A 24,692-nucleotide genomic window follows, 5' to 3' on the forward strand; every position below is an offset into this window, starting at 1 on the left:
ATATGATAGTATATATCTAGATACTTATTTTTGAAAGGATGATTGTTTTGATAAGAAAGGATTATCATATACACACAAGTCACTCAGATGACTGCAATATACCTATGGAGGAAATGATACTTTCTGCAATTGATAAGGGTTTTAATGAAATCGCTCTAACTGACCATGTGGACTTTGACTATCCAGATAGAGAAAAAGCCTTCGTGGTTGATTATGACGTTTATACTGAAGAATTTTTCCCTCTAAAGGAAAAGTATAAAAACAAAATTAACATACTTCTTGGAGTGGAGATTGGTCTTCAGCCTCATCTTACAGAGGATATAAAAAAGCTATTAAATTCTTATCCATTTGACTTTGCAATAGGCTCCAGTCATACCATAAACAGTATGGATGTATATATGCCAAAGTTTTTTGAGGGAAAGAGTCAAAAAGAGGCTTATACAGAGTATTTTTTAGATGTACTAAACTGTAGCAAGATGACAGATTGCTACAACGTATATGGCCACCTTGATTATATAAACAGATATGGAGGCTTTGAATCAAAGATTCTTAGATATCAGGATTACAGCGATATAATAGATGAGATACTGAAAGTTATAATAGAAAATGGAAAAGGTCTTGAAATTAACACATCAGGCTTTAGATACGGCCTTAATCAGTCCCATCCTCAAAGAGATATACTAATTAGATATAAAGAGCTTGGTGGCGAAATACTTGTTGCCGGCTCAGATTCTCATAGACCTCAGGATATAGGGTGTAGTTTTGATTATGTCCACCACACTCTAAAGGACATAGGATATAGATACCTCGCTAGTTTTGAAAAAATGAAGCCAAATATGTATAAAATTGATTAAACATAAAATTATTTCTTATTTCTCTAAAATGGATATGAATCTTCTAGACTAAAGGCTCATATCCATTTCCCTTGCAAAATACTTTTTTCTATATTCCTTATCTACTTTTATTGTTTCTAAATATTTTAGTGGCGGGCCCTGCATCTTATGGATGTAGTCCGCCATATACACAGCCTCTATCATATCATGGGTTACAAATATAAAATACCTTCCCTTGTTGTTCCAGCTGCTTAGTATATAATCCATAAGGGATTTTTTTATTTTATAATCCAGCCCTTTAAAAGGCTCGTCCATTATAAATATATCTCCTCTATAGGCAAGCGCCCTTGCAATAGATGTCCTTTGCTTCATTCCCCCAGAAAGCTCCCTTGGGTAACTATCCTTAAAACTATTAAGCTCTACAAGATTAATATATTTGTCAGCAAGAGAATCCGCCTCATCTTTGCTATACCTATCCTCAAGAACAAATAGTATATTTTCCTTTACAGTTCTCCAAGGAAGCAGTCTGTCCTCTTGAAAAACATAAGAGTGGTTTTTATCATAAATTCCTTCAATATCTCCACTATCCTTTTGAAGAATTCCAGTAAGAATGTTTATAAGTGTTGTTTTACCACATCCTGAAGGACCTATTATGCAATGAATCTTGTCCCTTTCAAACTCCATGGAAAAATCCATAATTGCATCTATATTTTCAAAGGATTTATATACGTTTTTAATAATTATACTCATCTCAATCAGTCCATTTCCTAATACTTTCTATTTTTCATAAAATAGGTAAATGTATTTTCAAATAAAAAGCTTAACAATATAACAATTACAGTCCATGCGAATAATGATACAGAGTCAAGATATGCCTTTGATTGAAAAAGATTCGTACCTATAGAGTTTCTAGGGCTGCTAAGAACCTCTGCTGCTACAGTTACCTTCCAGCCAAGGCCAAGTGCAGATATGCATCCCGATATAAAATAAGGTCTTAATGAAGGAATATAAATATCTTTAAGTATTTTTTTTTGCTTTACCTTATATATTCTTGCCATCTCTAAAAGCTTACTATCAACGCTTCTTATTCCCTGAACTATATTTGTCCATATGATTGGAAAGCACATCAAAAAGCATATAAAGATTGGAGCTGTGGATGATGAAAACCAGATTAGAGCTATTATTATAAAAGACATTACTGGAGTTGATTTGATAGCTACCATCATTGGCTGGACAAAATCATATATCTGTTTATTAAGTCCTGAAATAATTCCAAGAATAAGTCCAAGAATTACTGAAATTATTATACCTGCAAAAACCCTATATATAGTGTAATATACTGCTCTCCAAAAGCTTATTTCAAATATAAGCTCGTATACCCTTTTCATCACATTAAAAGGAGAGGGAAGGTATAGTTCCCTTCCCACAATCATATATGATATCTGCCAAATCAAAATCCAAAATATTCCTATGGCTAATTTTGATGCAATTTTAACTATCTTATCTTTGGTAGTAGAAATCATCTTTAGGCAACTTACCTCCAATTGATTTTGGTTCAAAGTTAAAAAGTATATTATAGTACTCTTCAAGATCAGATCTTATATCCATAGCATCAATAAATACTATATTTGAGTATGGTATTGCATTTTTTGCCACCTGTGGATTTGGAAGGATCTCGAATTTAGCAATAAGCTCAGCGGCTTCATCTTGATTGCTATTTACAAAGTTCACAGATTCTTTATATTCCTCAAGAAATTTCTCCAGTGCTTCTTTATTATTTTCAGCAAACTCTCTTTGAACTATAATTGCTCCCATAGGAAGATTACTATCTGTTCCTGAAGCTTCTCTATATTCCTTTGTAATATCAAGAGCAATTCTAAGGTCTTCATTTCTCATCATAGCTGTTGTAACATGGGGCTGAGGTAAAAGAGCAAGGTCTACATCCCCCTGAGCAAGGGCTGTGGCAAGGTCCGCATTTTGAAGTGTGAAATCTACTTCTAAATCCCTATCTATATCTAGATTGTTTTCCTGAAGCAGATATCTAAGTACAAAATCCGGAGTAGCTCCAATCCCGCTTACATGGAGATTTTTTCCCCTTAAATCCTCCATAGTATTTACAGTATCCCCATTTTCAACTATGTAAAGAACCCCAAGTGTATTTACAGCTACTATTTGTACCTGACCCTCTGTCCTATTATATAGTGTAAGGGCAAGATTTGAAGGAACAGCAGCTATGTCTACCTCTTTGCTTATTATCTTTCCGACTATATCATCAGGACTATCAGCAAGGGATATATTGTAGTTAAGAGCCCCTTCATCATTTTCACTTTTTTCCATAATATCCACAAGCCCCATACCTGTAGGTCCTTTAAGGGCTACTATGCTTATATCTTCCTTTATCTGGGTATCTTCTTGAGCCTGATTCCCCACTTCTTTAGTATCATTTGGCGTGCAGCCCATAAGAGCTGTAGCAAGAATCGCCAGTACAATAACCTTCGAAAATCTTGAAGCAAATTTTTTCATCATGTAATTCCTCCCTAAGCTATTTAGTATTACACCTCTATGATACTACTTTCCAAATAAAAAATAAACAATCTCAAGTATTTGTGTTCTTTCCTACTCTAAACTAATTTGAATTGCATGAAATTATATTTTTTAAAATTATTTGTTTAATAAAAAAAGAGGCGGGTATATTTAGTACTAGTTAGTAATATTTTGTAATTATATATTTAGGAGGAATTAAAAAATGAAAGTGCTTATCGTTTATTACTCACATTATGGACATATACACACTATGGCTGATGCAATAGCCGAAGGGGTCAGAGAAGTGGAAGGCATGGAACCTGTAATTAGAAGAGTTCCTCAAACGTTAAATGAAGATGTGCTTGAAAAGATGGGTGCGCTTGATTATTATAATAAAACAAAAGATATTCCTATTGTGACTCATGACGAAATGAAAGAGGCTAGTGCCATAGTATTTGGTACTCCTACTAGATATGGGAATATGGCATCTCAAATGGCTTCTTTTATAGATACTACAGGTGGACTGTGGGCAGAGGGAGCCTTAGTTGGAAAGGTTGGCTCTGTATTTACATCAACTGGAACCCAGCACGGAGGGCAAGAGTCTACAATTCTTTCATTTCACAAAACTCTTCTTCATCACGGTATGGTAATAGCAGGTCTTCCTTATGCTTTTGCTGGGCAGAGCAGAATAGATGAAATAACTGGCGCATCCCCTTATGGAGCATCTACAGTTGCAGGACCTGATGGATCTAGAATGCCAAGCGAAAATGAGCTTGATGGCGCAAGATGGCAAGGAAGATACGTAGCTCAATTAGCTAAAAAGCTAGGCGTTAAATAATTACCTAAATTATAACTATTAGATTTAAAATAACTCCAATTTAGAAATCCTAATTAAAATTAGATTTCTAGTTGGGGTTATTTTATTGTAAAAAACATTAAAATAAGATTAAAAATTCAGATAAATTCTAGATTATTTTTGTTTTTTATACTATATTGCCTATACAAAGTTAATTTTAGAATATTATCTAAAAAACCTAAAACTGGGGGGAAGTAAAAATGAAAAATCTTATAATTTATGGAACTAAGCATGGTTGTGCTAAAAGATGTGCAGAGCTCCTTTCAGAAATGCTTGAAGGAGAAACAGATATAGTAGACATAAAGGAAAAATCAAATATCGATTTGTTAGACTATGACAGCATAATCATTGGTGGTTCTATATATGCTGGAAAAATAAACAAAGATATATATAGCTTCACAACTACCAATGAAAATCTTCTTCATAAAAAGAAGCTCGGTCTATTCATATGCTCTATGAATAAAAGTTTAGAGGATAAACAAATAAAAGAATCGTTCCCCTCCTCTCTTCTTGAGAGTGCAAGGGTGGCTGAAAATTTTGGCGGTGAGTTTAGATTAAATGAAATGAACTTTATGGAGAAGATGATAGTAAAAATGGTCTCTAAATCCCTTGAAAAGGAAGGTGCTGAATCTTCCGTATCCATGAAAGACGATATCGATAAAGTCTCTATTGATACTATAAAGAATTTTGCAGACTCTATGAACAGAAGCTAAAAAAAATCCTAGATTATTCTTAGTCTACAACTTTGTAGAAACAGATAATCTAGGATTTTTAAATTGTTTTTTAACAAACTTCTATAGGGATTTGCTTTAATTTTTTAATTGAGTCTTTCTTGAATCCAGACTCTCTTTTACCATAAAGCTCTCTCTTGCTCTTACCTATAAAGTATATTCCTGTAAGGGCAGATAATATATCTGTGATAGGATATGTCCACCACGCCCCATTCATTCCAAATACATTTACCATAACTACCACAAGTGGAAGAAAAAGTATCATCTGTCTATATATGGAAAGTACGAATCCTTCCCGTCCTTTTCCTATCGACTGGCAATAATATATGGATACATAGTATATACTTATGATTGGAAATACTACTATTGTCTGTATAAATGCAGAGATAGTCTGATTTAATATGGCTTCATCCTTTAAAAAGCTTCCTATTAGAGCTGGAGCAAAATACATTATAGCTCCCCAAAGTACAGTCGAGCTTAGCAGAACCATTTTTATGGTCTTTTTTACTATCTCATTTAGTCTGTCATAATCCTTTGACCCATAGCTATAAGAGGCAAGGGGCTGCATTCCTGCGCTTATTCCTATTATAGTTATATACATAAACATGGAAACTCTTGTGATTGCTCCAACTATTACAACTGCATCATTTCCACCTATTGGAAGAAGGATATTGTTTAGTAGCCCTATCACAACTGCATCTGAAATCTCTACTATAAATGTTGCAAAACCAATAACTATTATGCTCTTTGATGCAGACTTTGCATATCTTGGAGAAAGGTCAAATCCCTCTCTTGTGCTCATCCTATGTATCATAAAAAAGCTATATGAAAACGCAGCCATTTGAGAAACTAAAGTGGAGATTGCAGCACCTTCTACTCCAAAATCAAATATCCCAACAAGTGCAAAATCCACAATTATATTTATAATTGCTCCAAGACTTGTGGATATAAGGGTGACCTTTGGGTTTCCCATAGCTGTTATTGTATATCCAAATATATTTGTAAATCCTAAAAACAGGCTTCCAAGTACTACAATATTGAGGTAGGATTTGGAAAGAGTGTATATATTTCCTCTAGCTCCAAGCGCACTAAGGATTTCGCTTGAAAAAATAAAAAATAAAAGTGGAACCATACCAAGTATTATAATTCCTAAAAACACAGCACTTCTAATGCTTTCTTTGAGTTTATCCTTATTTTTCTCCCCTAATGCCCTAGATATCCTTGTAGCGCCTCCTACCCCTATCATAAGAGAAATAGCTATTATAAGTCTTTGGATAGGAAAGGCTATGCTCATAGCACCTACTGCATCTGCTCCAACATATCTACCTACAAAAAAAGTATCCACCATGTTGTAAAGCTCTGCCATAAGTATAGTAATTACTCCTGGAATCGCAAATCTTACCAGTGCCTTTGTCACATTTTTTTCTGTGAACACTGAATGGCCTATCATGTTATCAACCGTCCTTTTCTTTTTTCAAAGGCCTAAATAGTTTTAAGATTCTAATTTTGTTAAAACCAAAAATATGCCTGAAAAGGAAGTTTCCTTTCCAAGCATATAAATCTCGTATTTTAGCCCTTTGTCTTAAAGGGGATTTTAGCACTTTTATATTTTTATGTCAAATTTTTAGGACTAAAACCATATCGGTATCTTTATATTTAAAGTCTTAATTAAATTTTTATTTATTAATGGTTCATCATATGAGTTTTCAAGCATAAATTTAAAGTCTTCTATGGACATCTCTATTTCTTCTTCAACAACTTCTTCAAATTCGTCTTCGAATATATAGTCATATATTTCTATAGGTTTTTCAAATATTTTTATAAATAGTTTTTTCTGAGGCTCTTTATTCCAAAAAATATTAAAATTATTGGAAAATTCTTTGAGTTTTCTAACCTTTATCTCTTTCTCAGATGCCCACATACTAGTAAGCAAAGAATAAAAATCCTCCATTTTTTTCACTTCTTTAGATACCCTCTTATCATCCTCCGTAATTTCTTTCAGTACTTCCTCTTTTAAAACCTCAAACGGAGATAAAGGTATAAATAACCCCTCACTTTTTCTATCTATCCACGTATAAAAACAAGTTGGCAAAAATACATGTTGTAAAAAACCAAGGGCTGTATCTAAATCCTCATGAGAGCTCCATCCAGATCTAAAGATATCTTTTTCTGTATCTATTATTCCTATGTATATAATTATAGATTCTGGGGTGATTAGTCTACTGTCATTGCCCCCAAATAAAATATTCTCTGTGTTTTTAACTAGATTTTCCCAGAAATAAAAATTGTCTTTTTTATATAATGTATTCATAAGTATTCTCCTCGATTCAATTCGGTAATGATTATCATTTTCATTGTATCGATTAACTTTTTAATTGTCAACAAAAGTAAAGAATCTAATAAAATACGTTATTGTCTCTGAAAGTTTTTCCATTAATCTCAAACTTGCATCACATAAAAATATGCCTAAAGAGGGAGGCCACCTCTTTAGGCATATTAGTTTAAGCAAGTATATTTTTATGTTAGTACGTTGTATATAACGTCCATTACTGTTCCATCTCTATATTCGATGATTCCTACTACCTTATCCCCAAATTCCACTTTTTCAGGTTTTCCCGTAAAGCTTTCTGCCATATCTTTTAGCTCTTCTATAGTCATTATAGGTAGGTCCGTCTCCTTAAGGGCAGCTAGCAGTTCCTTGTTTTTAGGATTTACTGCAATTCCCCTTTCGGTAACTACCACATCTATAGTTTCCCCAGGAGTGATTACAGTTGTCACCTTGTCTACAACTATAGGTATTCTCTTTCTCATAAGTGGAGCTACCACAACTGTAAGCTTTGCTCCTGCTGCTGTGTCAGGATGTCCACCCTGTGCTCCCATTATCACACCTGTTGATGCCGTCATTACATTTACATTGAAATCCACATCAACTTCTGTTGCAGATAGTATCATTATATCTAGGTTATTTGCAACGCAACCTTTGTTGTGAGGATTTGCATACATAGATGCTGACATCTCTATATGGTTAGGGTTTTTTTCAAATGATTTTGCAGCCTTTGCATCAAATGTCTGAGTGTCTAGTAGAGTCTTGAAGTACCCCTCCTCTAGAAGCTCTACAAGATAAGAAGTAACCCCTCCAGATGCAAAGCCTCCTGTTATTTCATTTTCCTTCATATAATCCTTTAGATATTTTGCAACTGCAAGTGATGCTCCTCCGCTTCCTGCTTGGAAAGAAAAACCTTCTTTTACAAGACCAGACTTTATCATCACCTTACTTGCATACTCAGCTATGATTAGCTCGATTGGATTCTTTGTAACTCTTGTAGCCCCTGCACTAATAAGCTCAGGATCTCCTATCTTATCCACTACCACAACATAGTCCACAAGGGTCTGAGGTATGCTCACAGGATATGCTGGGTAAGGAACTAGATTGTCTGTAATTGCTACAACTTTATCTGCATATTGAGCATCTACCATAGGGTAACCCATAGCACCAAATGCTGAAGGTCCAAACTTTCCATTCATGTTTCCCATCTCATCACAGCAAGATGCTCCTATAAATGCCACATCTATCTGTACATCTCCAGATTCAATCGCTCTTGCCCTTCCACCATGAGTTCTAAATACAACTGGAGTAGGAAGTATGCAGTTTGTAGTAACCTCTTTGGCTATAAGACCTCTAAGGCCACTTGTGTGAAGTCCTGTAATCACACCATTTTTTATGTGTTCTATCAGTCCATCATGAGCACTTGTAAGTGATGAGGAGCATATTGTTATATCTTTGATTCCAAGCTTTGCTATCTCATTTACGACCATCATAAGGACATAATCCCCGTTTCTTAGGTGATGGTGAAATGATATTGTCATTCCATCTTTTAGACCAGATTTTTCAACAGCATCTTTTATAGTATCAAGGAGTTTTTTATCTCCTGGGAGAGCTCTTGATTTTAGCTGGCTCCTATTTCTTCCCTCTACTTCTTGGTCAAAAATCCCTGTGAATGGCTTTAATGCTCCTATTCCTTCTATATATTCAGGTATCAGTCTTCCAACCTTGTTTTCAACAAATTTCATTTTTTACCTCCCCACTAAAGTACCTTTTCTAGTCCTGCAAGGCTTACTATTCTTTCAGCCTTTTTTATCACTGGAACATCTACCATTTTTCCATTTACCTGAATTACTCCAAGTCCTTTTTCTTCAGCTTCTTTAGCAGCATCTATAATTTGAATGGATTTTTCTACTTCTTCCTTTGAAGGAGTAAATATCCTGTGAACTTCTTTTACCTGTGCTGGATGTATGCATGATTTTCCTGAAAAACCTATAGTTTTAGCATTTTGTGCTTCTTTGATAAATCCTTCCATGTCCTTTATATCAGCCCATACTGTGTCTATTGCATCTACAGATGCAGCCTTAGCAGAAAGAACTACCTGAGATCTTGCAAAGGAAAGCTCTGTAGCTTCTTTTGTCCTGTCAACTCCAAGTTCTCTTGTGAAATCTTCTGCCCCAAAGGATATTGCAACTACTCTAAGACTTGAAGTAGCTATTTCATAGCTATTCATCACTCCCTTTGGAGTCTCTATAGCACACTGTATTTTTACTGATCCTAGCTCTATATTATTTTCTTTTTCTATCTGCTCTAGAAGTTCTTCAAGCTTTTTTACATCTTCCTTAGATTCACACATAGGAAGCCTTATGTTCCTTACTCCTGCCTTTACTACTTCCCTTACATCAGTCTCTCCAAACGGAGTATATAGTGGATTCACCCTTACGAAAATCTCTATTCCTGAATAATCTATGGAGTTTATCGCTTCACAAAGAAGATCTCTTGCACTGTCTTTTTCACTAAGTGCAACTGCATCTTCAAGGTCAAAGATTATGCAGTCTGGTTTATATACAGGGGTATTGATAAACATCTTAGGCTCGCTTGCCGGACAAAACAGCATAGTTCTTCTAAGCTTATTCATGTTTAGCACCTCCCTTTGCTCTTTTGATAGCAGTCTTCACCCTTGCTTTGATTACAAAGTCAAGACATCCAAACTCCTGAATTTCAAGTACTACATTTTCTTGTCCTATCTCAAGAGCTGCAGTTTCTGCTGCAAGTCTTATTTGTTTTCCAAAAAGCTTTTCAAGCTTACTTTTTAGCTCTATTTTTATGCCTCCATCTTCCTTGATTGTAGCTTTTACAAGGCAATCTTGGGCATTTTCATTTCCTGCTATTCCTACCATCTTATACCTCCTTAATAAAGAACCCCAAATACTATACTGGCAATAACTAACATTATTCCTCCGCCAAGCCTTGATGATATCTGAGCCCAAGAAATAAGGTCCATTCTCTTTGCTGCTCCTAAAACTGCAAGGTCTCCAGAACCTCCTCTATTAGCCATACAAAGACCGGCAGTTATTGAAGATTCTATAGGGTAAAATCCAATGAAGTAACCACTAATTGCAGTACCTACTACAGCTCCTATTACTATAAAGCTTGCTATTATAACGTTTGTAGCATTGATTGCAGCTATAATTTCTCCAAGATCTGTATATGCCACTCCTACACCTATCATTATTACCCAAAGGAACTCTCCTGAGAAAAAGCTTTGTAGCTTCTTAGCTCCTTGCTTTAGCTCTTCTGGAATAATATTTAGTGCGTTAAAAAGTGATACAAATAAAACCATGTATGCAAATGTGTGAATCTGAACTCCAAATACTGTAGGAAGTATAGCTTTACTCATAAGAACTCCCAGTAGATATATAGATATTGACAGTATAAATCCTGCTGATATATCTCTTGTAGTTAACTTTACTTCTACTTTTTTCTGTTTTGCATCAAAATCTTTGTTTCTAACAAGCTCGCCATTTCCAGTAAGAGATGGTCTTTTTTCTCCTAGCTTATTTAAAAGAGCTGCAATTACTATTGCAACTATATTAGCTATCGTAAGTATAGGGAAGGCAAATGATAAAAACTGGCTTGGATCATTGCCTGTCACAGAGCTATATATTTCACTCATAGGTAGTGCTCCTGCTCCTGTTCCTCCGCCCATTATTGGAAGCACATACATTGTAAGTACGTTTGCTGGTGATATTCCAGTAAGAAGACCTGCTACAACTCCAAAAAGCATAGCTCCTGCTATCCCTATTACTATTGTTGGTATGTATCCTACAAGTGCCTTAAGAAGAAGTTTTCTTTCAACTGAAAGTACGCTGCCTGTTATCAAAACTGCTATAAAAAGAGTCAGAAAGTTAGTTTCTTTCATAAATTCAGTTACTGCATTTATACTTTGTTCTGGCATGATACCTGAATATACAAGGTAAGCCGAACCTAAAAACGCAAGGATAGCTCCACCTCCTACATATTCTTTCCATATTGGAATTCTATCTCCTATTTCCCCAAATGTAGCTCCAAGGACAAATGTAAGACCTAGTGCTCCCACAATATTTACCGGTATTACTTCTAAAAGCGATGCTCCTATTACAATAGCTGCAAGCAGTGCAAATAGTGGAAGAGGAATATTAAATATTTTTAGCCCTCCAAATCTTCCTTTTGAATTTTGCTCATTACTACTTTCTACCTTTTGAATCTTTTGTGCATTTTCCATTTTTTACCTCCTAAAATAATAATTGAAAAACAAAAAAAGGACGATACAGAAAAATAAATTTCTGCACCGTCCTTTAAGCCAAGTCAAAACTTTCTTAAAAAGATCAGTAACTAAAAAACTATATGGTTTTTATAATTCCAAGGCTATTTTAAATAGGTTTTATGAAAACCTTTTCAAACTTAGCTACAAATTAAATATACAATATCTCAGAAATTGTGTAAAGAGGTTTTTGATAAATTGTTAAAATTTTATGAAACCTCATTGTCTATAATATACCTATTACAATAGTTTCCCTGTCATTTAAAATATCTATATCGATTGATTCTATACTCAGCTCTCCCTTTACTACTTCCTTTAACAAATCAAATATTTCACCTGTATAATCCCTATATACAGCCTCTCTTATATATTTTAGAATCATGTGATTTGCGGGATTTTGGGCAAGATTTTTTTCTAGCTTCGTCTGTCCCTCAAATACCTCAATTTCTATTTTGGACATATGAATAAATGCTTTTACAGTTTTAGGGCCTTTCCCTGTTTTTTCCTTGATAAGCTTTGCTACTGAATTTTTTATATCTTCTTCTGTCTTTAATTTTTCTTCTTTTCCCAGTGTTTCTCCATCTTTTCCCATTATGATACTTCCTCTTTTTGAAAGTATCTCTTTTGCCACCTTTTCAAGGGATTCTAAAAGCTCCTTGGGATTTATGGGTTTTATGATGTATTTTTCTATACCCACATCAATTGCTTTTAGGATTATGTCCTTATCTGAAAATGCTGTCGTTATAATTATGGGGGTTTTGCTATATCTTCTTATCTCCCTTGCCATTGTAATCCCGTCCATAATAGGCATCTTGAGGTCAGAAAGAATTATGTCAGGCCTTTCATCCATGAACATATCAAAGCCTTCTTTTCCATTCTTTGCTATTCTTAGCTTTCCCAACCTCTTTTTTAAAAGAAATGACATTTGCTCTACAACTTCCTCTTCATCTTCCACATAAAGAAGCTTTATATTTTTTAAAATGCCTTCTTGATTCGCCATAAATCCTCACCTCTTATTATTTTTTAATTATAATAACGCAGCTTGTCATTTCCTGTTCACTATGTATATATATATCTGAATTAAATTTTTCCCTTAGAATATTTCTGGTAATATAAAGCCCCAGACCTGTTCCTTGCTCTCCCTTGGTTGTAATATAAGGCTCAAACAGTCTTTTTATTACTTTATCCTCTATTCCACCTGCATTGTCCCTAAAAAACAATTTGATTTCTTTTTCTGTTTCAATTGCTGATATGTATATACTTTTGTCTTTAATATAGTCTTTTTCTTTAAAAGCATCTAAGGAATTATTAAGAAGGTTGAGTATTACCTGAGAAAAAATGTTACTTTCTCCAGTTATTTCAAGATTTTCATCTATATCAATTTTTATATCCACTTCCATAAAGTTAATCCTAGTTACGTTAAGGTCTATGGAAAACTGAACTGCCTCGCTAAGAGTAAAGCTTCCGCCTTTATCCTCTGGCTTGAAAAAGTTTCTAAAATCATCTATAGTCTTTGCCGTTTTATCTATAAATCTAAAATTTGATTCAATCAGGCTTTTTAGATATTCCTTATCATCCTCTCCTTCATTATAGTAATCTTCGATATTATAATTTGAAATCTTAAGGGCATTAAGAGGTTGCTTGAGCTGATGGGCTATAGTTGCAAGCATTTCTCCCATCGCAGCATATCTTGACTGGTGCATAAGCTGGGTGTTTTTCTGATTGATTTCATTTAAGTAAATGGACTCAAGTATAAGTCTATTTTTCTTTACCTCGATGTAGTAAAGGGAAGAGATGGCAAGACCCATTACAAATATTAGCATGAGCGATATCATAATTGTAGCATCTCTTAATCCATCAACACTTGCTATAGTTTCTTGATAATCTAAAGAAAGATTTATAATCAAAAATTCGTCTCCAATATTTGAAGGTGTATAGCTACTTATTTTTTTGACTCTGGTACTATCCTCAGGCCAAATGGAATGATATGTATCTACCCCTGTTTCTTTGTTTTTCTGTCTTCGTACTATCTCTTCAAGCTCACTCCAATCATAATCTGGATACTGCATTTTTCTTACATCCACAACATCTGATCCTATGAATTGATTTGATGGATGAAGAAAAAGATTTCCGCTACTATCCTTTACAGATATATATCCTGTTTCATTGGATTTGTATGCCTCTATATAGTTTTCATAAATATAATCAGCGCTGATTCGTACTCTTATAAACCCTTCTGGTTCTTTCGACTCGTCTATATTGACAGGTTGGATTATGTTTATACTCTTTTTTCCCCTAGACTGGACATAATAAACTGGACTTTTAGTTTCTACAGCCAGTTTCATATCCTCAGAAATATAATAGGTGTTTCCATGAGTCTCTCCATAAGAGGTTAATAGATTTCCATTTTTGTCTGTGATTTCTATGGAGTTTATTTCTTCCTCATTTGTCCTATACATAATTCCTATAAGTCTTATACCTTCATCATCATCGTTTAAAAGAGAAACAAAATCCTCTTTAAATTGCTCTTCCTTCATTATCTCTCTTATGTACCTGTCTTTACTTTCAAAATAAAGCTCTAGCTTTCTTGATACTGCTGTTACAAGATTGAGCATGTCGTTTTGCTCAGTTTCTATGACATGATCTCTATAGTACCTATAAGAACCCAAAAGCATAGCAATTATTATTGCAATTATAAGAGTGCTCCCAAGGAGTATTTTAATTATTCTGCCATTTAATTTTTGATGCAGACTCTTTTTTTCTTCCATATTTTCATCCTTTTTTCATATTAAGTAAAATAGCTTTTTACATTTCCCTTAAATCAAAATATGCCTGAAAAGGAAGTTTCCTTTCCAAGCATATACTCTAAGTCTATTAGCCCCTTCTGTCTTAAGGGGAATTTTAACATTACTTGATAAATCTGTCAACTAAAGGGAAGTCTTAACTTTGAAGTGCTAGAGGAGTCTTTTCTTTTGTCCTTTCTCTTGTAAGCTTTTTAAGGAAAAATCCATTTCCTAAAATCAAAACCCCTCCGCCAAAGAAACATATTATATACACTGGTATAAAATTAAGGAAAAATCCTGAGCTTAGAAATGCGATTGGCGCGACTACTTTTACAGCTGTAATTACAACTCCAAGAACCCTTCCCCTAAAAGCTTCCTCTATCTCAAGCTGCAAAATATTCATAACAGGAATATCTACAAATGCTATAAATATTCCAATAAACATCATCAAAGCGCTGTAATAAATAGTATATCCTTCTTTGCTAAAGCTTAGAGTTACTAAAGGAGCTCCTATTCCTATGATTAAAATCCCAACTCCAATTGATGTAAGCATTAGTATCTGTTCATATTTTAGAATTTTAGATAGTAGATTGATGACCAAAGCTCCAATTATCATACCAAGAGGCAAAAATGCTTGGATATTTCCATAGGCTGTAGGTGAAAGCTGGAGCACATTGTTTATAATATATGGGAGTGGTACAACAACTGAAAATCCAAATGAAAAGTTAAATATCACAAATACCGCTATCAGACCTAATATCAATTTGGAATTTTTTAAATAGCTTATTCCTGATTTCATAGACTCAATAGGACTTTCTTCAGTCTTCCCAGATGAATCTTTAGATACCTTGAGATTTATAAAATACTCTGATAATGCAGATAAAAGAAAGCTCATTCCATTAATTAGAAGGAAAAATCTAATATCCACAAATGCAAATATCATCCCTCCAAGTACAGGTCCAAGTATAGATGAACATGAGTCTATGATTCTACTTAGGGAGTTTATTTTCATTAACTCCTCTTCCTTTACCATACTTGGTATTGCCGATTCAATAGCAATTGAAAATATAGATGTGAAAAACGACATCAAAAGCGTAAGAATGTAAATCATACCTAAGCTAAGTCCATAGTTTAGAGCCCAGAAATATCCCCCTATTAGTAGTACTGCATTTAATAAATCCATGGAAATAAATATCTTTTTCCTATCAAATCTATCTGAAAGTATCCCTGCTATTGGAGTAATTATAAGCATAGGTATTACAGATAGCATAAGATTTAGGGCAAAGCTAAGTCCTGAGCCTGTGACGCTCAGTACATATAGCCCTATTGCAAAAGTGTATATTGAAGTCCCAAACACCGATGAAAATTTCCCAAACGAAAATAAAAATATATTTCTAGTTTCTCTACTCATTTCTTATCCTCCTAACATATTAAACCCTAAGGATTCTACATTAGCTCTAAGTAAATTAAAAAGCTAAATAACATCTTGGGTTTGTAAATAAATCTTCTTGATTTTATGATACATAGTGGAGGATAGGCTATTTCAATAGATACTTTTTAATTTTTTTTATCAAAAAATCAAAAAGGTGGGGTTAACCCCACCTTTTTCCTGCATATGAATAACTAAAAAACTCTTCACCTTCTACCCAAAACTCCTCTAAATCTCCTGCCTTTGTGTGTACAGAAGATATATTTTCACTCTTCATCTCAAAACCCAAAGAGCTAATATACTCCCTTATATTTTTCTCTAGAAAGTTTTTTCTAAGATTTCTATCAATTTTGCTATTTTCTTTAAATAACTTAAAAACAATATAGCTCCCATAAAGCTCCGCTTCTTTTTTAATTTGATGGTCAATAGTTTTAAGTAAAAACTCTTCATTTTCAAAACCAAAATTACTACTGCCTGCAAAATCCAAAACTATATCTACCTTTTCTTTTCCTATGGGCATAGTAGCAAAATCTGAGGCCAGAAAAATCACATTCTTCTTTTCTCCAGATCGTTCAAGAATCTCCTTTAATCTCTTCAAAAGTCCTACATTTCTATCAACAGCTATATATACGCAGTCAGCTGGAAGCATAGCGTAGATGTTTCTAAGGAGAAAACCCACTCCTGTTCCAAGCTCTAAAATCACCTTTCCCTTTAAAGACTCAAAGTCTATTTGCTTTATCATCCACTCTATCATATTTTTTATAGTCTTTAAAAATTCCTTGTCGGTAGCTTTTATATAATTTTCCACATCAAAATAATTTAAATGATCCTCAAAATAGATTCTTTCCGAGAAACCCTTGTATTTGATTATTCCATCATCTATCTTCATTTCATCATCTTTTCCCCTAGCTAATATCCCTTCTCGAAGTAATCCATCTACTATCTTTGCATCTTTTATCAAAGGGAGGTTATTTTCATATGAAGAAAAGATACTCAAATCAGATATCCCAAGTCCAAGGTTTATACTTTGATGTGATTTTAATGACAAATAATCTTCTTTTAATTCTTTTACAAGCGCAAGAGCCTTATGTATCTCCAATCCTTCTTTTTCCAGCCTAGAGATATGGTTATTAAAGATATTTTTTAGAAAATCCTTGGATTCTCCGGCGTCTAAGTTTCCCAAAGTCTTGAAGGTAAGTATTTCCTTGATTTCATTTAAGGAAAATTTCATTTCTTTAAACCTTTGAATATCCTTTATATCTTTTTCGCACCTTAAATCAAAATCATACTGCCCTGTTTTTTTAATAGGAAGAATAAGGCCCAAGTCAATATAATGTCTCACTGTATCTATTGTGATATCATTTTTCTTTGCAAATTCTCCTATTTTCATTCAAGTCCCTCCACCTTTAGAGCTATAAAATATTCAAGATCATTGAAAAACTGATAAAGCATTGCTCTATTTTCAAATTCTTCTCTTGTTTTTGGAAGCTCCATCTCTTTAAAAGACACTCTTAGCATCTTCATCTTGTCCATGGTTTTCTTTTCAACGGTCTCATCCTCTATGGATAGGGCTATTTCTTTTGTGAGATCAGATATTAGAAGAGTCTGATCATAGGTCATAAAAAATCTTCTAAAATGTCCCATCATTCTTTCAAGGACGCTATACTGATTTTGTCTGATTTTCATATACTCCACATAATAGTTTTCGCCTTGTGTAAACAGATAATTCCCTCTTTGCTTTTCTGCTCTTCGTGCTCCGGTATCAAGCTTTTCCTTTAGGTCTTTAAACATCACTTCTAAATCAAGGGATATATAATGCTCTTTTAGGGCTACTGACATCTCAAGAAGTATTTCCTTCATGATTTTTTCTATATCTTTTTTGTCTTTAATCAGCCTCTCCTCTACACTTGGCATATAGAGATTCATAAATAAAGCTGTCCCTACTCCTATTGCCATAAGAGAAAGTGCATTTGATATAGAGTTAATCCCTGTGGATTTGTCAGCCATAAGGTGAGTCACAAGGACAGAGCTTGCTACTACCCCTTCAAGTAGGTTGAGCCTTGAAGATATCGTAATAAATATAAGTATAAAAAGACCAAATATCACTTCTGAAAATCCAAATAAGTTGAATAATACCCCTGCTATTATAAAAGCAACTATGCTAGATACAACCCTTTTTGCTGCAAACTCTACAGATTGTCTTCTGGTGCTTTGAATACTAAGAATTGTTATTACTCCAGCTGCAAGATAATTTCTAAGCCCTATCTGATGTGCTATAGTCATAGCAATAGGAGCACCGATTGCTGTTTTTAAAGTTCTATATCCAATAATTTTCAAATTTTGCCTCCCTCTGAAATCTCCACTATTTCAGTATTGATCTTAGTTATGTTATAATTAGTTAAATCAAAATATACGAGGTGCAACATGGTTAAAGTACCAGAATCTAAGCTTATCAATCCAAATAGAGCATCAATTTATCTAGGTACAATATTTATCTCATCTTTTTTTATTGTGTATATCAGTATTATATTGAATAATATTTTTAATATATCTGTATCTGTAAATTCATTTCTTATCTTTCATATATTTGCAGAGCTTTTAAGCATTTTAGTATCTATATCTATTTTTATGGTTTTGTTTTTCACCTTTGATATATTCAAAAAAAAGCATCATTTGATACTTGCAAACACATTTCTGCTAGTTGGTTTTTTAGATATATTTCATACCCTTACCTATGATGGTATGTACAATTTGTTTTCCGTAGATATCCAAACCCCCACCTATTTTTGGATATTTGCAAGAACTGTATTTGGAATCGGGATACTGTGGTCTTTTTGTACTTCTAAAGAAAAACTCACTGGTTTTCGGAAAGAATTTAGCCTTGTTATTTCTATTATTATAGCATCATTTTTAATTTTCTTAAGTATCTCTTATACTCATATGCTTCCTGTGCTTCTAGTAAAGGGCGTGGGGCTTACAAGTATTAAAATCTATATGGAATATTCTATTATTATAAGTTACATATTAGCAGGGATATGCTATTTAAAACGTATGAATGGTAATTATAGCTCCAGTAATATATCTTTGCTTAGTGGAGTAATATTGGCTATTTTTTCTGAAATATGCTTTACTTTATATACAAATATATATGACACCCTAAATATGACCGGCCATATACTTAAGATAGTATCTTATGGTTATATTTTTTGGGCTATTTTTGTAAAAAACGTACGAAGACCTTATATCCAGTTATTTCAAGAAAACGATTACCTGACCGTTAATGTAAATGACCTTCAGATAGCCGTAGAAAAAAACACTAAAGAGATTATGGCAAAAAATGCAGCTTTATCTAATTATAGTAAAAAAATGGAAGAAGAACTTGCCGCTGCAAGGGACATACAGATAGCTATGCTTCCAAATGGAGAAGAAAATATTCATGATTTAAGATTTAGCTTTGAATTCATACCATGCGATGAGCTTAGTGGAGATTTTTTGAACTATTTTGCCATTGATGATAAAAATGTTGGATTTTATGTAATGGATGTAGCCGGCCATGGAGTATCTGCAGCTATGCTTGGGGTATTTGCAGCCAAAAGTGTAGGAGAAAGCACAAGAATAAAACAAAAGGAAGCGTCTTTATTTTCACCTTCTTCTGTGCTTCATCATTTTTATGATGTATTTAATAAGTCCCATTTTCCAGATGAGACACATATGGTAATGCTCTATGGTATTTATAATAAAGATAGCGGAAAGATAACTCTATCATCTGCAGGGCTCAATTGTGCTCCTATTGTCATACCAAATGGTAAAGTACCCTATTTCGCAAACATGGACAGCGGATTTCCAATCTGCAAGCTAGGGTCATTATTTGAGCCAGAGTTCAAGGATTTTGATATTCAGCTTGGATTTGGTGATAAAATATTTTTCTATACAGATGGTGTAAGCGAACTTAAAAATAAAGATGGAGAATTTTTAGGAAGTGACAAGCTTATAGAATTTATAAAAGAATCAGGACCTATGCCTGGACCTCTTCTTAAGAAAAAAATAGACAGAGTACTAGAAAATCACCTTTATGGAACTGTACAAGCAGATGACATTACATACTGCGTAATGGAAAAATTCTCTCCATAAAATAGTTTATTTCAAATAGTTCTTTTAAATTATTCTATTTTAAAAGACTCGAGTTAGATGATATCCTCATTTAACTTAAGTCTTTTTATATTTTATTTATATATTTTGGGGTATAGAAATAACAGGAGGTGGATCATGAAAAATACAAAAATAAGGTTTATGGTATTTTTAACTATTTTTGCAATTACTACATCTATTTCATTTGGAAACTCTAATTTTCCAGATGTAACTTCCCATTGGGCAGAAAATTATATAGACTATCTCTCTTCTGAAGGGATAATAAGTGGTTTTCCTGATGGGACTTTTAAACCTAATCAGCTCCTTACGAGAGCTCAGGTAAGTGTCCTTCTTGCAAATCAGCTTAACCTCAGCCCAGAGTCTTCTAATTTTCCAGATGTTCCTGCTTCTCACTGGGCAAGTGGCTTTATTGGTGCAGTAGTCTCTGATGGTATAATGAGCGGCTACCCAGATGGTACGTTTAAACCGAATAACCCTATGACTAGGGCTGAAGTTTCTTCTGTAATTTCATCTGCATACAATATGGTTCAAAGCAGTACAGGCAGTCCCTTTAGTGATATAAATCAAAATCATTGGGCATTTTCAAGCATCATGGCCCTTGTAGATAATTATATAGCTTCTGGCTATCCAGATGGCACCTTTAAGCCAAATAACTCTGTCACTAGAGCTGAGTTTTCAGTATTTATGGCTAAATCTATAAACCCTCAATTCTTACAAGGTGCTATCCTCTCATCTGAAGCTCTTGATATAGCTCAAATTCTAAAAGATGAAGATATGGCTTCCCTCGCAAGCTATGCTCATCCAATTAAAGGAATTAGATTTTCTCCATACTACTATATAGAAAATAATCACCAAGTATTTACAGCTGCCCAGATTCCTAATCTGCTTCAGGATAATAATATATACTTTTGGGGAATACAAGATGGAAGTGGCTTTGACATCGACGAAACTCCACAGGATTATTTTGATAGATATGTAAATTACAGGGATTTCACATCTCCTGATGAAGTTGTTTATAATAACGTTATTTCTAGAGGAAACCTTATAAACAATATTCCAACATTTTACCAAAATGCAGTATTTGTAGAACTTTATGTGGAAGGTACTGCTCAGTATAGCGGAATGGACTGGAGAAGTCTTTACCTTATATTTGAAGAATATAACGGCGATTTTTACCTTATAGGTATCGCAAACGGAGAATGGACAACTTAGCATATCCTTACTCAAATATTTCTTAATTTTAGATATTAAAAGCTCTATATTTCAGTTTTCTTCTGAAATATAGAGCTTTTTTAGATAAATATAGAAAATTAGTTTATGGAATTGATGTCCAATTTTTAAATATGGAAATCTATTTTCAATTTTTATGACTTCCCATTATCAAGAATTAAAAGTACAACAGCAACTAGCATAAGTCCTATACTAATTGACCTGTACATGCTAAGTGGTTGCTTGGGCTGTCCTAGTAGCCCAAAAGTATCTATGATAGCAGAAAATATCACCTGACCAACAATAACAGAAGAAAATGCCATTACAGACCCAAGGAAAGATATGGATTTTGTAAGTCCTAGGAGTATTATTACTCCCATAAATCCTGAAATCCACATTTTAGGTCCTCCAAGTACCCCTAAGTATTTTAGAGCTTCCCCTTTGGAAACCATAATTATACCTATGGCCTGAACTATTGATATTCCAATCACCATTCCCGATAATGTAAATAATCTGCTGACTTGATTGTTTATATTTCCCTGTATGCTCAGTAGCCCCCCTATAGCTATGCTAAAAATTATAAAAAGTATGTTCACAACTTTTCCTCCTGTCACTTTAATTTTATCTATAATTTAGAACTGAACAGCTTTTAATCCATCATCTAAATAATTATACCCTTTAAAATACATTTTTATAAAGGAGTAATTCAAAATATATAGAATATTATGATTATAAATACTCTACATTATATTTTGCTAGATTTAAAAAAGCATAAAATGATAATGTGGCTAAATATCTATTATATTATAAGGAGGAAATATTTTATGAAAAAGCTTATCTTAGGTATTTTTTTAATCTCTTCATTACTCATCATTGGTGGTTGCTCTACTCAAGAAATGCCTGAGGAATCACCTCTTGAAGTAATAAGTGATGATGTGGTAGAAGGCTCTAAGGATGTTATTTTGGCTACAACTACAAGCACTCAAGATAGTGGCCTTCTTGATATACTAATCCCCGCATTTGAAGAGGAAAGTGGTTATACTATAAAAACTATAGCTGTAGGAACTGGTCAAGCCCTTGAGATGGGAAAAAATGGAGATGCAGATGTGCTTCTTACCCATGCACCATCATCAGAAAGAGAGCTTCTTGATAGTGGGGATATTATTAACTATAATCTAGTAATGCACAATGATTTTATAATAGTAGGCCCCGCAGAAGATCCAGCAAGTATAGATGGCTCTAGTTCATCAGATGGCTTTGCTCAAATAGCAAATACAGAGTCTATATTTATCTCTCGAGGAGATGATTCAGGAACTCACAAAAAAGAGCTTTCTATCTGGAAAAAAGCAGAAATAGAGCCTTCAGGTTCTTGGTATCAAGAAACAGGAAGCTCTATGGGGCAGACCTTAAAAGTCGCTTCAGAAAAATCAGGCTACACACTTACAGATAGAGCTACCTACCTAGCTCTACTGGATAACCTTTCCCTAGAAATACTAATTGAAGGAGAGGCTGATCTTCTAAATATCTATCATGTAATGCAGGTAAACCCTGAAAAATCCGACCTTATAAATGAAGATGGAGCTAGAGCATTTGTTGAATTCATGCTTTCTGAAAGAGGACAAGCTCTGATTGGAGAATTTGGAGTCGAAGAATATGGCTCTCCATTATTTTTCCCAGACGGCGGAAAAGATCCAAAGGAATATGGATTAGATTACTAAAAACTTAAAGCTCTTATCTAAAAAAAGATAAGAGCTTATTCATATATAAAATCTAGAAAATATTAAATTAAAAGGCGGTATTAAAATTGAGACTAATCTTTGAAGGAGTCAGAGAAGCAATAAAGCTGATAGTTAGTTTTGACAAAGATGTGATGTTTATAACATGGACTAGCCTAAGGATAGCCATCATTTCTACATCTCTGGCTATGCTTTTTGGCATTCCCTGTGGAATGGCTCTAGCTCTTAAAAATTTCCCAGGGAGAAAATTTCTAATCAGTCTCATAAATACTGGGATGGCTTTTCCACCTGTTGCTATAGGGCTTTGGGTGAGTATATTTCTATGGAGAAGCGGTCCACTCGGAAGTCTCCAGCTTATCTATACACCATCAGCCCTTATTATAGCTCAATTTGTAATAGCATTTCCTATGATAGCAGGGTTTACAGTTGCTGGAATACAACAGCTCAGCCCTAAGATTCACATTCAGATACTTTCCCTTGGAGCTACAAAATTTCAGTATACTTTAGCCATCATCAAAGAAACAAAGCTTCCAATCATAGCGGCAATAATCGCAGGCTTTGGCGCAGTAATCTCAGAGGTTGGGGCATCAATGATGGTTGGCGGAAATATCAAAGGCTCTACAAGGATGCTTACAACTGCAACTGTTCTTGAAGTTGCAAAAGGAAATTTTGGAACAGCCATGGCCTTAACCATAATACTTATGACTATTGCATACATTGTAACCCTTTTACTTACATTAGTTCAGCAGGAGAAAAGAGAATGAGACCTATATTATATGCTAAAAATCTAAAATGGAAAGTATCAAATAAAGATATCCTTGATATAAAAAGCCTTGAAATATATGAACATGAGAGACTGGCTTTAATAGGACCAAACGGAAGCGGAAAAAGCAGTCTCCTAAAAATCTTATCTTTTTTAGAGAACCCCACTCAAGGAGAGCTAAGAGCTTATTTTTCTGAGGATAGAAAGTCATTAATAGAAAAAAGAAGAAACATAGCAGCAGTATTTCAAGAACCTCTACTACTTAACATGTCAGTTGAAGATAATATTGGCTATGGATTAAAATTAAGAGGAATAAAAAAAGATAGATCTGAAAAAATAAGATACTGGATGGATAGGCTATCCATATCACATCTTAAGGATAGGCATCCCAGGAATCTCTCAGGAGGAGAAGCTCAAAGAGTAAGCATAGCAAGAGCTATGATACTAGAGCCTAAGATTCTTTTCTTAGATGAACCCTTTTCTGCACTTGATTCCCCCACAAAATCTCAACTTCTTTCAGAGCTATCCCAGATAATTAAAGAAGCTAATATTACAACTGTATTTATAACCCATGATTTTTCAGAAATACCTTTTATGGCAGATAAAGTTGCAGTGATGTATGGTGGAAAGATTGTCCAAAGAGGCACTGTTGAAGATGTATTTTATAAACCGGCAAACGATGAAGTAGCTGAGCTTGTAGGCGCCGATATAAAACTATCAGGCTATATGATTGAAGACACGAGAGTAAGCCTTGAATACGGACTTTTTTTAGATTTGCCACAAAATAGTTCTTCTATTACGAATTCTGAGGTAAAATGTTACATAAGACCTGAAGATGTAATGCTTGGCAAAGGCATCTCTAATAATTTTACTGGAAAAATAGTTGCCATATCACCCTATGGCCTTAATTATAAAATTACCCTTAGCTGTCCACTACCTATTTCGGTAATACTTGATAAACATAAATTCATCAACCTCAAACCCGAAATAAATAATTTGCTCGATATCTACATCCCTAAAAACGCAATCCACATAACCCAACTACAAGAGTGAC

23 protein-coding genes are annotated in these 24,692 nt (G+C 34.1%); 8 read left to right on the forward strand and 15 right to left on the reverse strand.

What is annotated here, in order from left to right; all coding sequences use genetic code 11:
* Positions 1-47: 47 nt before the first annotated feature.
* Positions 48-854, forward strand: coding sequence for a histidinol-phosphatase HisJ family protein (locus tag J2Z35_RS05185; RefSeq protein ID WP_209660163.1), 807 nt, complete (start codon positions 48-50; stop codon positions 852-854).
* A gap of 48 nt (positions 855-902) precedes the next feature.
* Here J2Z35_RS05185 and J2Z35_RS05190 read toward each other — a convergent pair whose 3' ends face one another.
* From J2Z35_RS05190 to J2Z35_RS05200, 3 genes are read right to left on the reverse strand one after another with little or no spacing between them, the layout of a single operon-like run.
* Positions 903-1,583, reverse strand: a complete 681-nt coding sequence (locus tag J2Z35_RS05190; RefSeq protein WP_209660165.1) for an ABC transporter ATP-binding protein — start codon at positions 1,581-1,583, stop codon at positions 903-905.
* Between the two features lie 17 nt (positions 1,584-1,600).
* On the reverse strand, positions 1,601-2,356 hold the full coding sequence (locus tag J2Z35_RS05195) for an ABC transporter permease (RefSeq protein ID WP_209660167.1): 756 nt from the start codon (positions 2,354-2,356) through the stop codon (positions 1,601-1,603).
* Entirely contained in the window at positions 2,334-3,359 is a 1,026-nt protein-coding gene (locus J2Z35_RS05200) for an ABC transporter substrate-binding protein (RefSeq protein WP_209660169.1), read from the reverse strand. Before J2Z35_RS05200 ends, J2Z35_RS05195 begins: the two co-directional genes overlap by 23 nt.
* A 220-nt stretch (positions 3,360-3,579) precedes the next feature.
* On the opposite strand from J2Z35_RS05200, the gene wrbA reads away from it, so the two are divergent.
* Positions 3,580-4,194 carry an NAD(P)H:quinone oxidoreductase gene (gene wrbA / locus J2Z35_RS05205; RefSeq protein ID WP_209660171.1) on the forward strand — a complete coding sequence of 205 codons (615 nt, stop codon included), beginning with the start codon at positions 3,580-3,582 and terminating at the stop codon, positions 4,192-4,194.
* A gap of 218 nt (positions 4,195-4,412) precedes the next feature.
* The gene (locus J2Z35_RS05210) at positions 4,413-4,925 is read left to right on the forward strand and encodes a flavodoxin domain-containing protein (protein WP_209660173.1); all 513 of its coding nucleotides are present in this window, start codon (positions 4,413-4,415) and stop codon (positions 4,923-4,925) included.
* Between the two features lie 70 nt (positions 4,926-4,995).
* On the opposite strand, the gene J2Z35_RS05215 is transcribed toward J2Z35_RS05210, so the two are convergent.
* From J2Z35_RS05215 to J2Z35_RS05265, 11 genes are all read right to left on the reverse strand, one after another.
* Entirely contained in the window at positions 4,996-6,393 is a 1,398-nt protein-coding gene (locus J2Z35_RS05215) for an MATE family efflux transporter (protein ID WP_209660175.1), read from the reverse strand.
* Positions 6,394-6,573: 180 nt separating this feature from the next.
* Positions 6,574-7,254, reverse strand: coding sequence for a hypothetical protein (locus J2Z35_RS05220; RefSeq protein ID WP_209660178.1), 681 nt, complete (start codon positions 7,252-7,254; stop codon positions 6,574-6,576).
* A 206-nt stretch (positions 7,255-7,460) separates the two neighbouring features.
* Positions 7,461-9,014, reverse strand: a complete 1,554-nt coding sequence (gene citF, locus J2Z35_RS05225; RefSeq protein ID WP_209660180.1) for a citrate lyase subunit alpha — start codon at positions 9,012-9,014, stop codon at positions 7,461-7,463.
* 14 nt (positions 9,015-9,028) lie between these two features.
* Positions 9,029-9,904, reverse strand: a complete 876-nt coding sequence (locus J2Z35_RS05230) for an HpcH/HpaI aldolase/citrate lyase family protein (RefSeq protein ID WP_209660182.1) — start codon at positions 9,902-9,904, stop codon at positions 9,029-9,031.
* Complete coding sequence (locus J2Z35_RS05235) at positions 9,897-10,166, reverse strand: citrate lyase acyl carrier protein (protein WP_209660191.1); 270 nt, start codon at positions 10,164-10,166, stop codon at positions 9,897-9,899. Before J2Z35_RS05235 ends, J2Z35_RS05230 begins: the two co-directional genes overlap by 8 nt.
* 11 nt (positions 10,167-10,177) lie before the next feature.
* Entirely contained in the window at positions 10,178-11,530 is a 1,353-nt protein-coding gene (citS, locus tag J2Z35_RS05240; RefSeq protein ID WP_209660193.1) for a citrate/sodium symporter CitS, read from the reverse strand.
* Between the two features lie 265 nt (positions 11,531-11,795).
* Positions 11,796-12,569: a Na-translocating system protein MpsC family protein gene (locus J2Z35_RS05245; RefSeq protein WP_209660194.1), complete on the reverse strand. Its 774-nt coding sequence runs from the start codon at positions 12,567-12,569 to the stop codon at positions 11,796-11,798.
* 16 nt (positions 12,570-12,585) lie between these two features.
* On the reverse strand, positions 12,586-14,337 hold the full coding sequence (locus J2Z35_RS05250; protein ID WP_209660196.1) for a sensor histidine kinase: 1,752 nt from the start codon (positions 14,335-14,337) through the stop codon (positions 12,586-12,588).
* 172 nt (positions 14,338-14,509) lie between these two features.
* Positions 14,510-15,763 (reverse strand): MFS transporter, encoded by a 1,254-nt coding sequence (locus J2Z35_RS05255; protein WP_209660198.1) that lies wholly within the window; start codon positions 15,761-15,763, stop codon positions 14,510-14,512.
* Between the two features lie 181 nt (positions 15,764-15,944).
* The gene (locus J2Z35_RS05260) at positions 15,945-17,171 is read right to left on the reverse strand and encodes a MerR family transcriptional regulator (RefSeq protein ID WP_209660200.1); all 1,227 of its coding nucleotides are present in this window, start codon (positions 17,169-17,171) and stop codon (positions 15,945-15,947) included.
* Positions 17,168-18,118 (reverse strand): aromatic acid exporter family protein, encoded by a 951-nt coding sequence (locus tag J2Z35_RS05265; RefSeq protein WP_209660202.1) that lies wholly within the window; start codon positions 18,116-18,118, stop codon positions 17,168-17,170. The genes J2Z35_RS05260 and J2Z35_RS05265 overlap by 4 nt, the downstream gene beginning before the upstream one ends.
* Before the next feature lie 87 nt (positions 18,119-18,205).
* On the opposite strand from J2Z35_RS05265, the gene J2Z35_RS05270 reads away from it, so the two are divergent.
* Together J2Z35_RS05270 and J2Z35_RS05275 are read left to right on the forward strand one after the other, a co-directional pair.
* Positions 18,206-19,912, forward strand: a complete 1,707-nt coding sequence (locus tag J2Z35_RS05270) for an MASE3 domain-containing protein (protein WP_209660204.1) — start codon at positions 18,206-18,208, stop codon at positions 19,910-19,912.
* 135 nt (positions 19,913-20,047) lie between these two features.
* Positions 20,048-21,142: an S-layer homology domain-containing protein gene (locus tag J2Z35_RS05275; RefSeq protein ID WP_245330773.1), complete on the forward strand. Its 1,095-nt coding sequence runs from the start codon at positions 20,048-20,050 to the stop codon at positions 21,140-21,142.
* A gap of 152 nt (positions 21,143-21,294) precedes the next feature.
* Here J2Z35_RS05275 and J2Z35_RS05280 read toward each other — a convergent pair whose 3' ends face one another.
* Positions 21,295-21,735, reverse strand: coding sequence for a DMT family transporter (locus J2Z35_RS05280; RefSeq protein ID WP_209660208.1), 441 nt, complete (start codon positions 21,733-21,735; stop codon positions 21,295-21,297).
* 228 nt (positions 21,736-21,963) lie between these two features.
* Here J2Z35_RS05280 and J2Z35_RS05285 point away from each other — a divergent pair, with 228 nt between their 5' ends.
* From J2Z35_RS05285 to J2Z35_RS05295, 3 genes are all read left to right on the forward strand, one after another.
* Entirely contained in the window at positions 21,964-22,857 is an 894-nt protein-coding gene (locus tag J2Z35_RS05285) for a substrate-binding domain-containing protein (RefSeq protein WP_209660210.1), read from the forward strand.
* A gap of 86 nt (positions 22,858-22,943) precedes the next feature.
* Positions 22,944-23,639, forward strand: coding sequence for an ABC transporter permease (locus J2Z35_RS05290; RefSeq protein ID WP_209660212.1), 696 nt, complete (start codon positions 22,944-22,946; stop codon positions 23,637-23,639).
* Positions 23,636-24,691: an ABC transporter ATP-binding protein gene (locus J2Z35_RS05295; protein WP_209660214.1), complete on the forward strand. Its 1,056-nt coding sequence runs from the start codon at positions 23,636-23,638 to the stop codon at positions 24,689-24,691. The genes J2Z35_RS05290 and J2Z35_RS05295 overlap by 4 nt, the downstream gene beginning before the upstream one ends.
* Position 24,692 lies beyond the last annotated feature (1 nt).

Origin of the sequence: Acetoanaerobium pronyense, from assembly GCF_017874355.1 — a bacterium.
Classification (GTDB): Bacteria; Bacillota; Clostridia; order Peptostreptococcales; family Filifactoraceae; genus Acetoanaerobium; species Acetoanaerobium pronyense.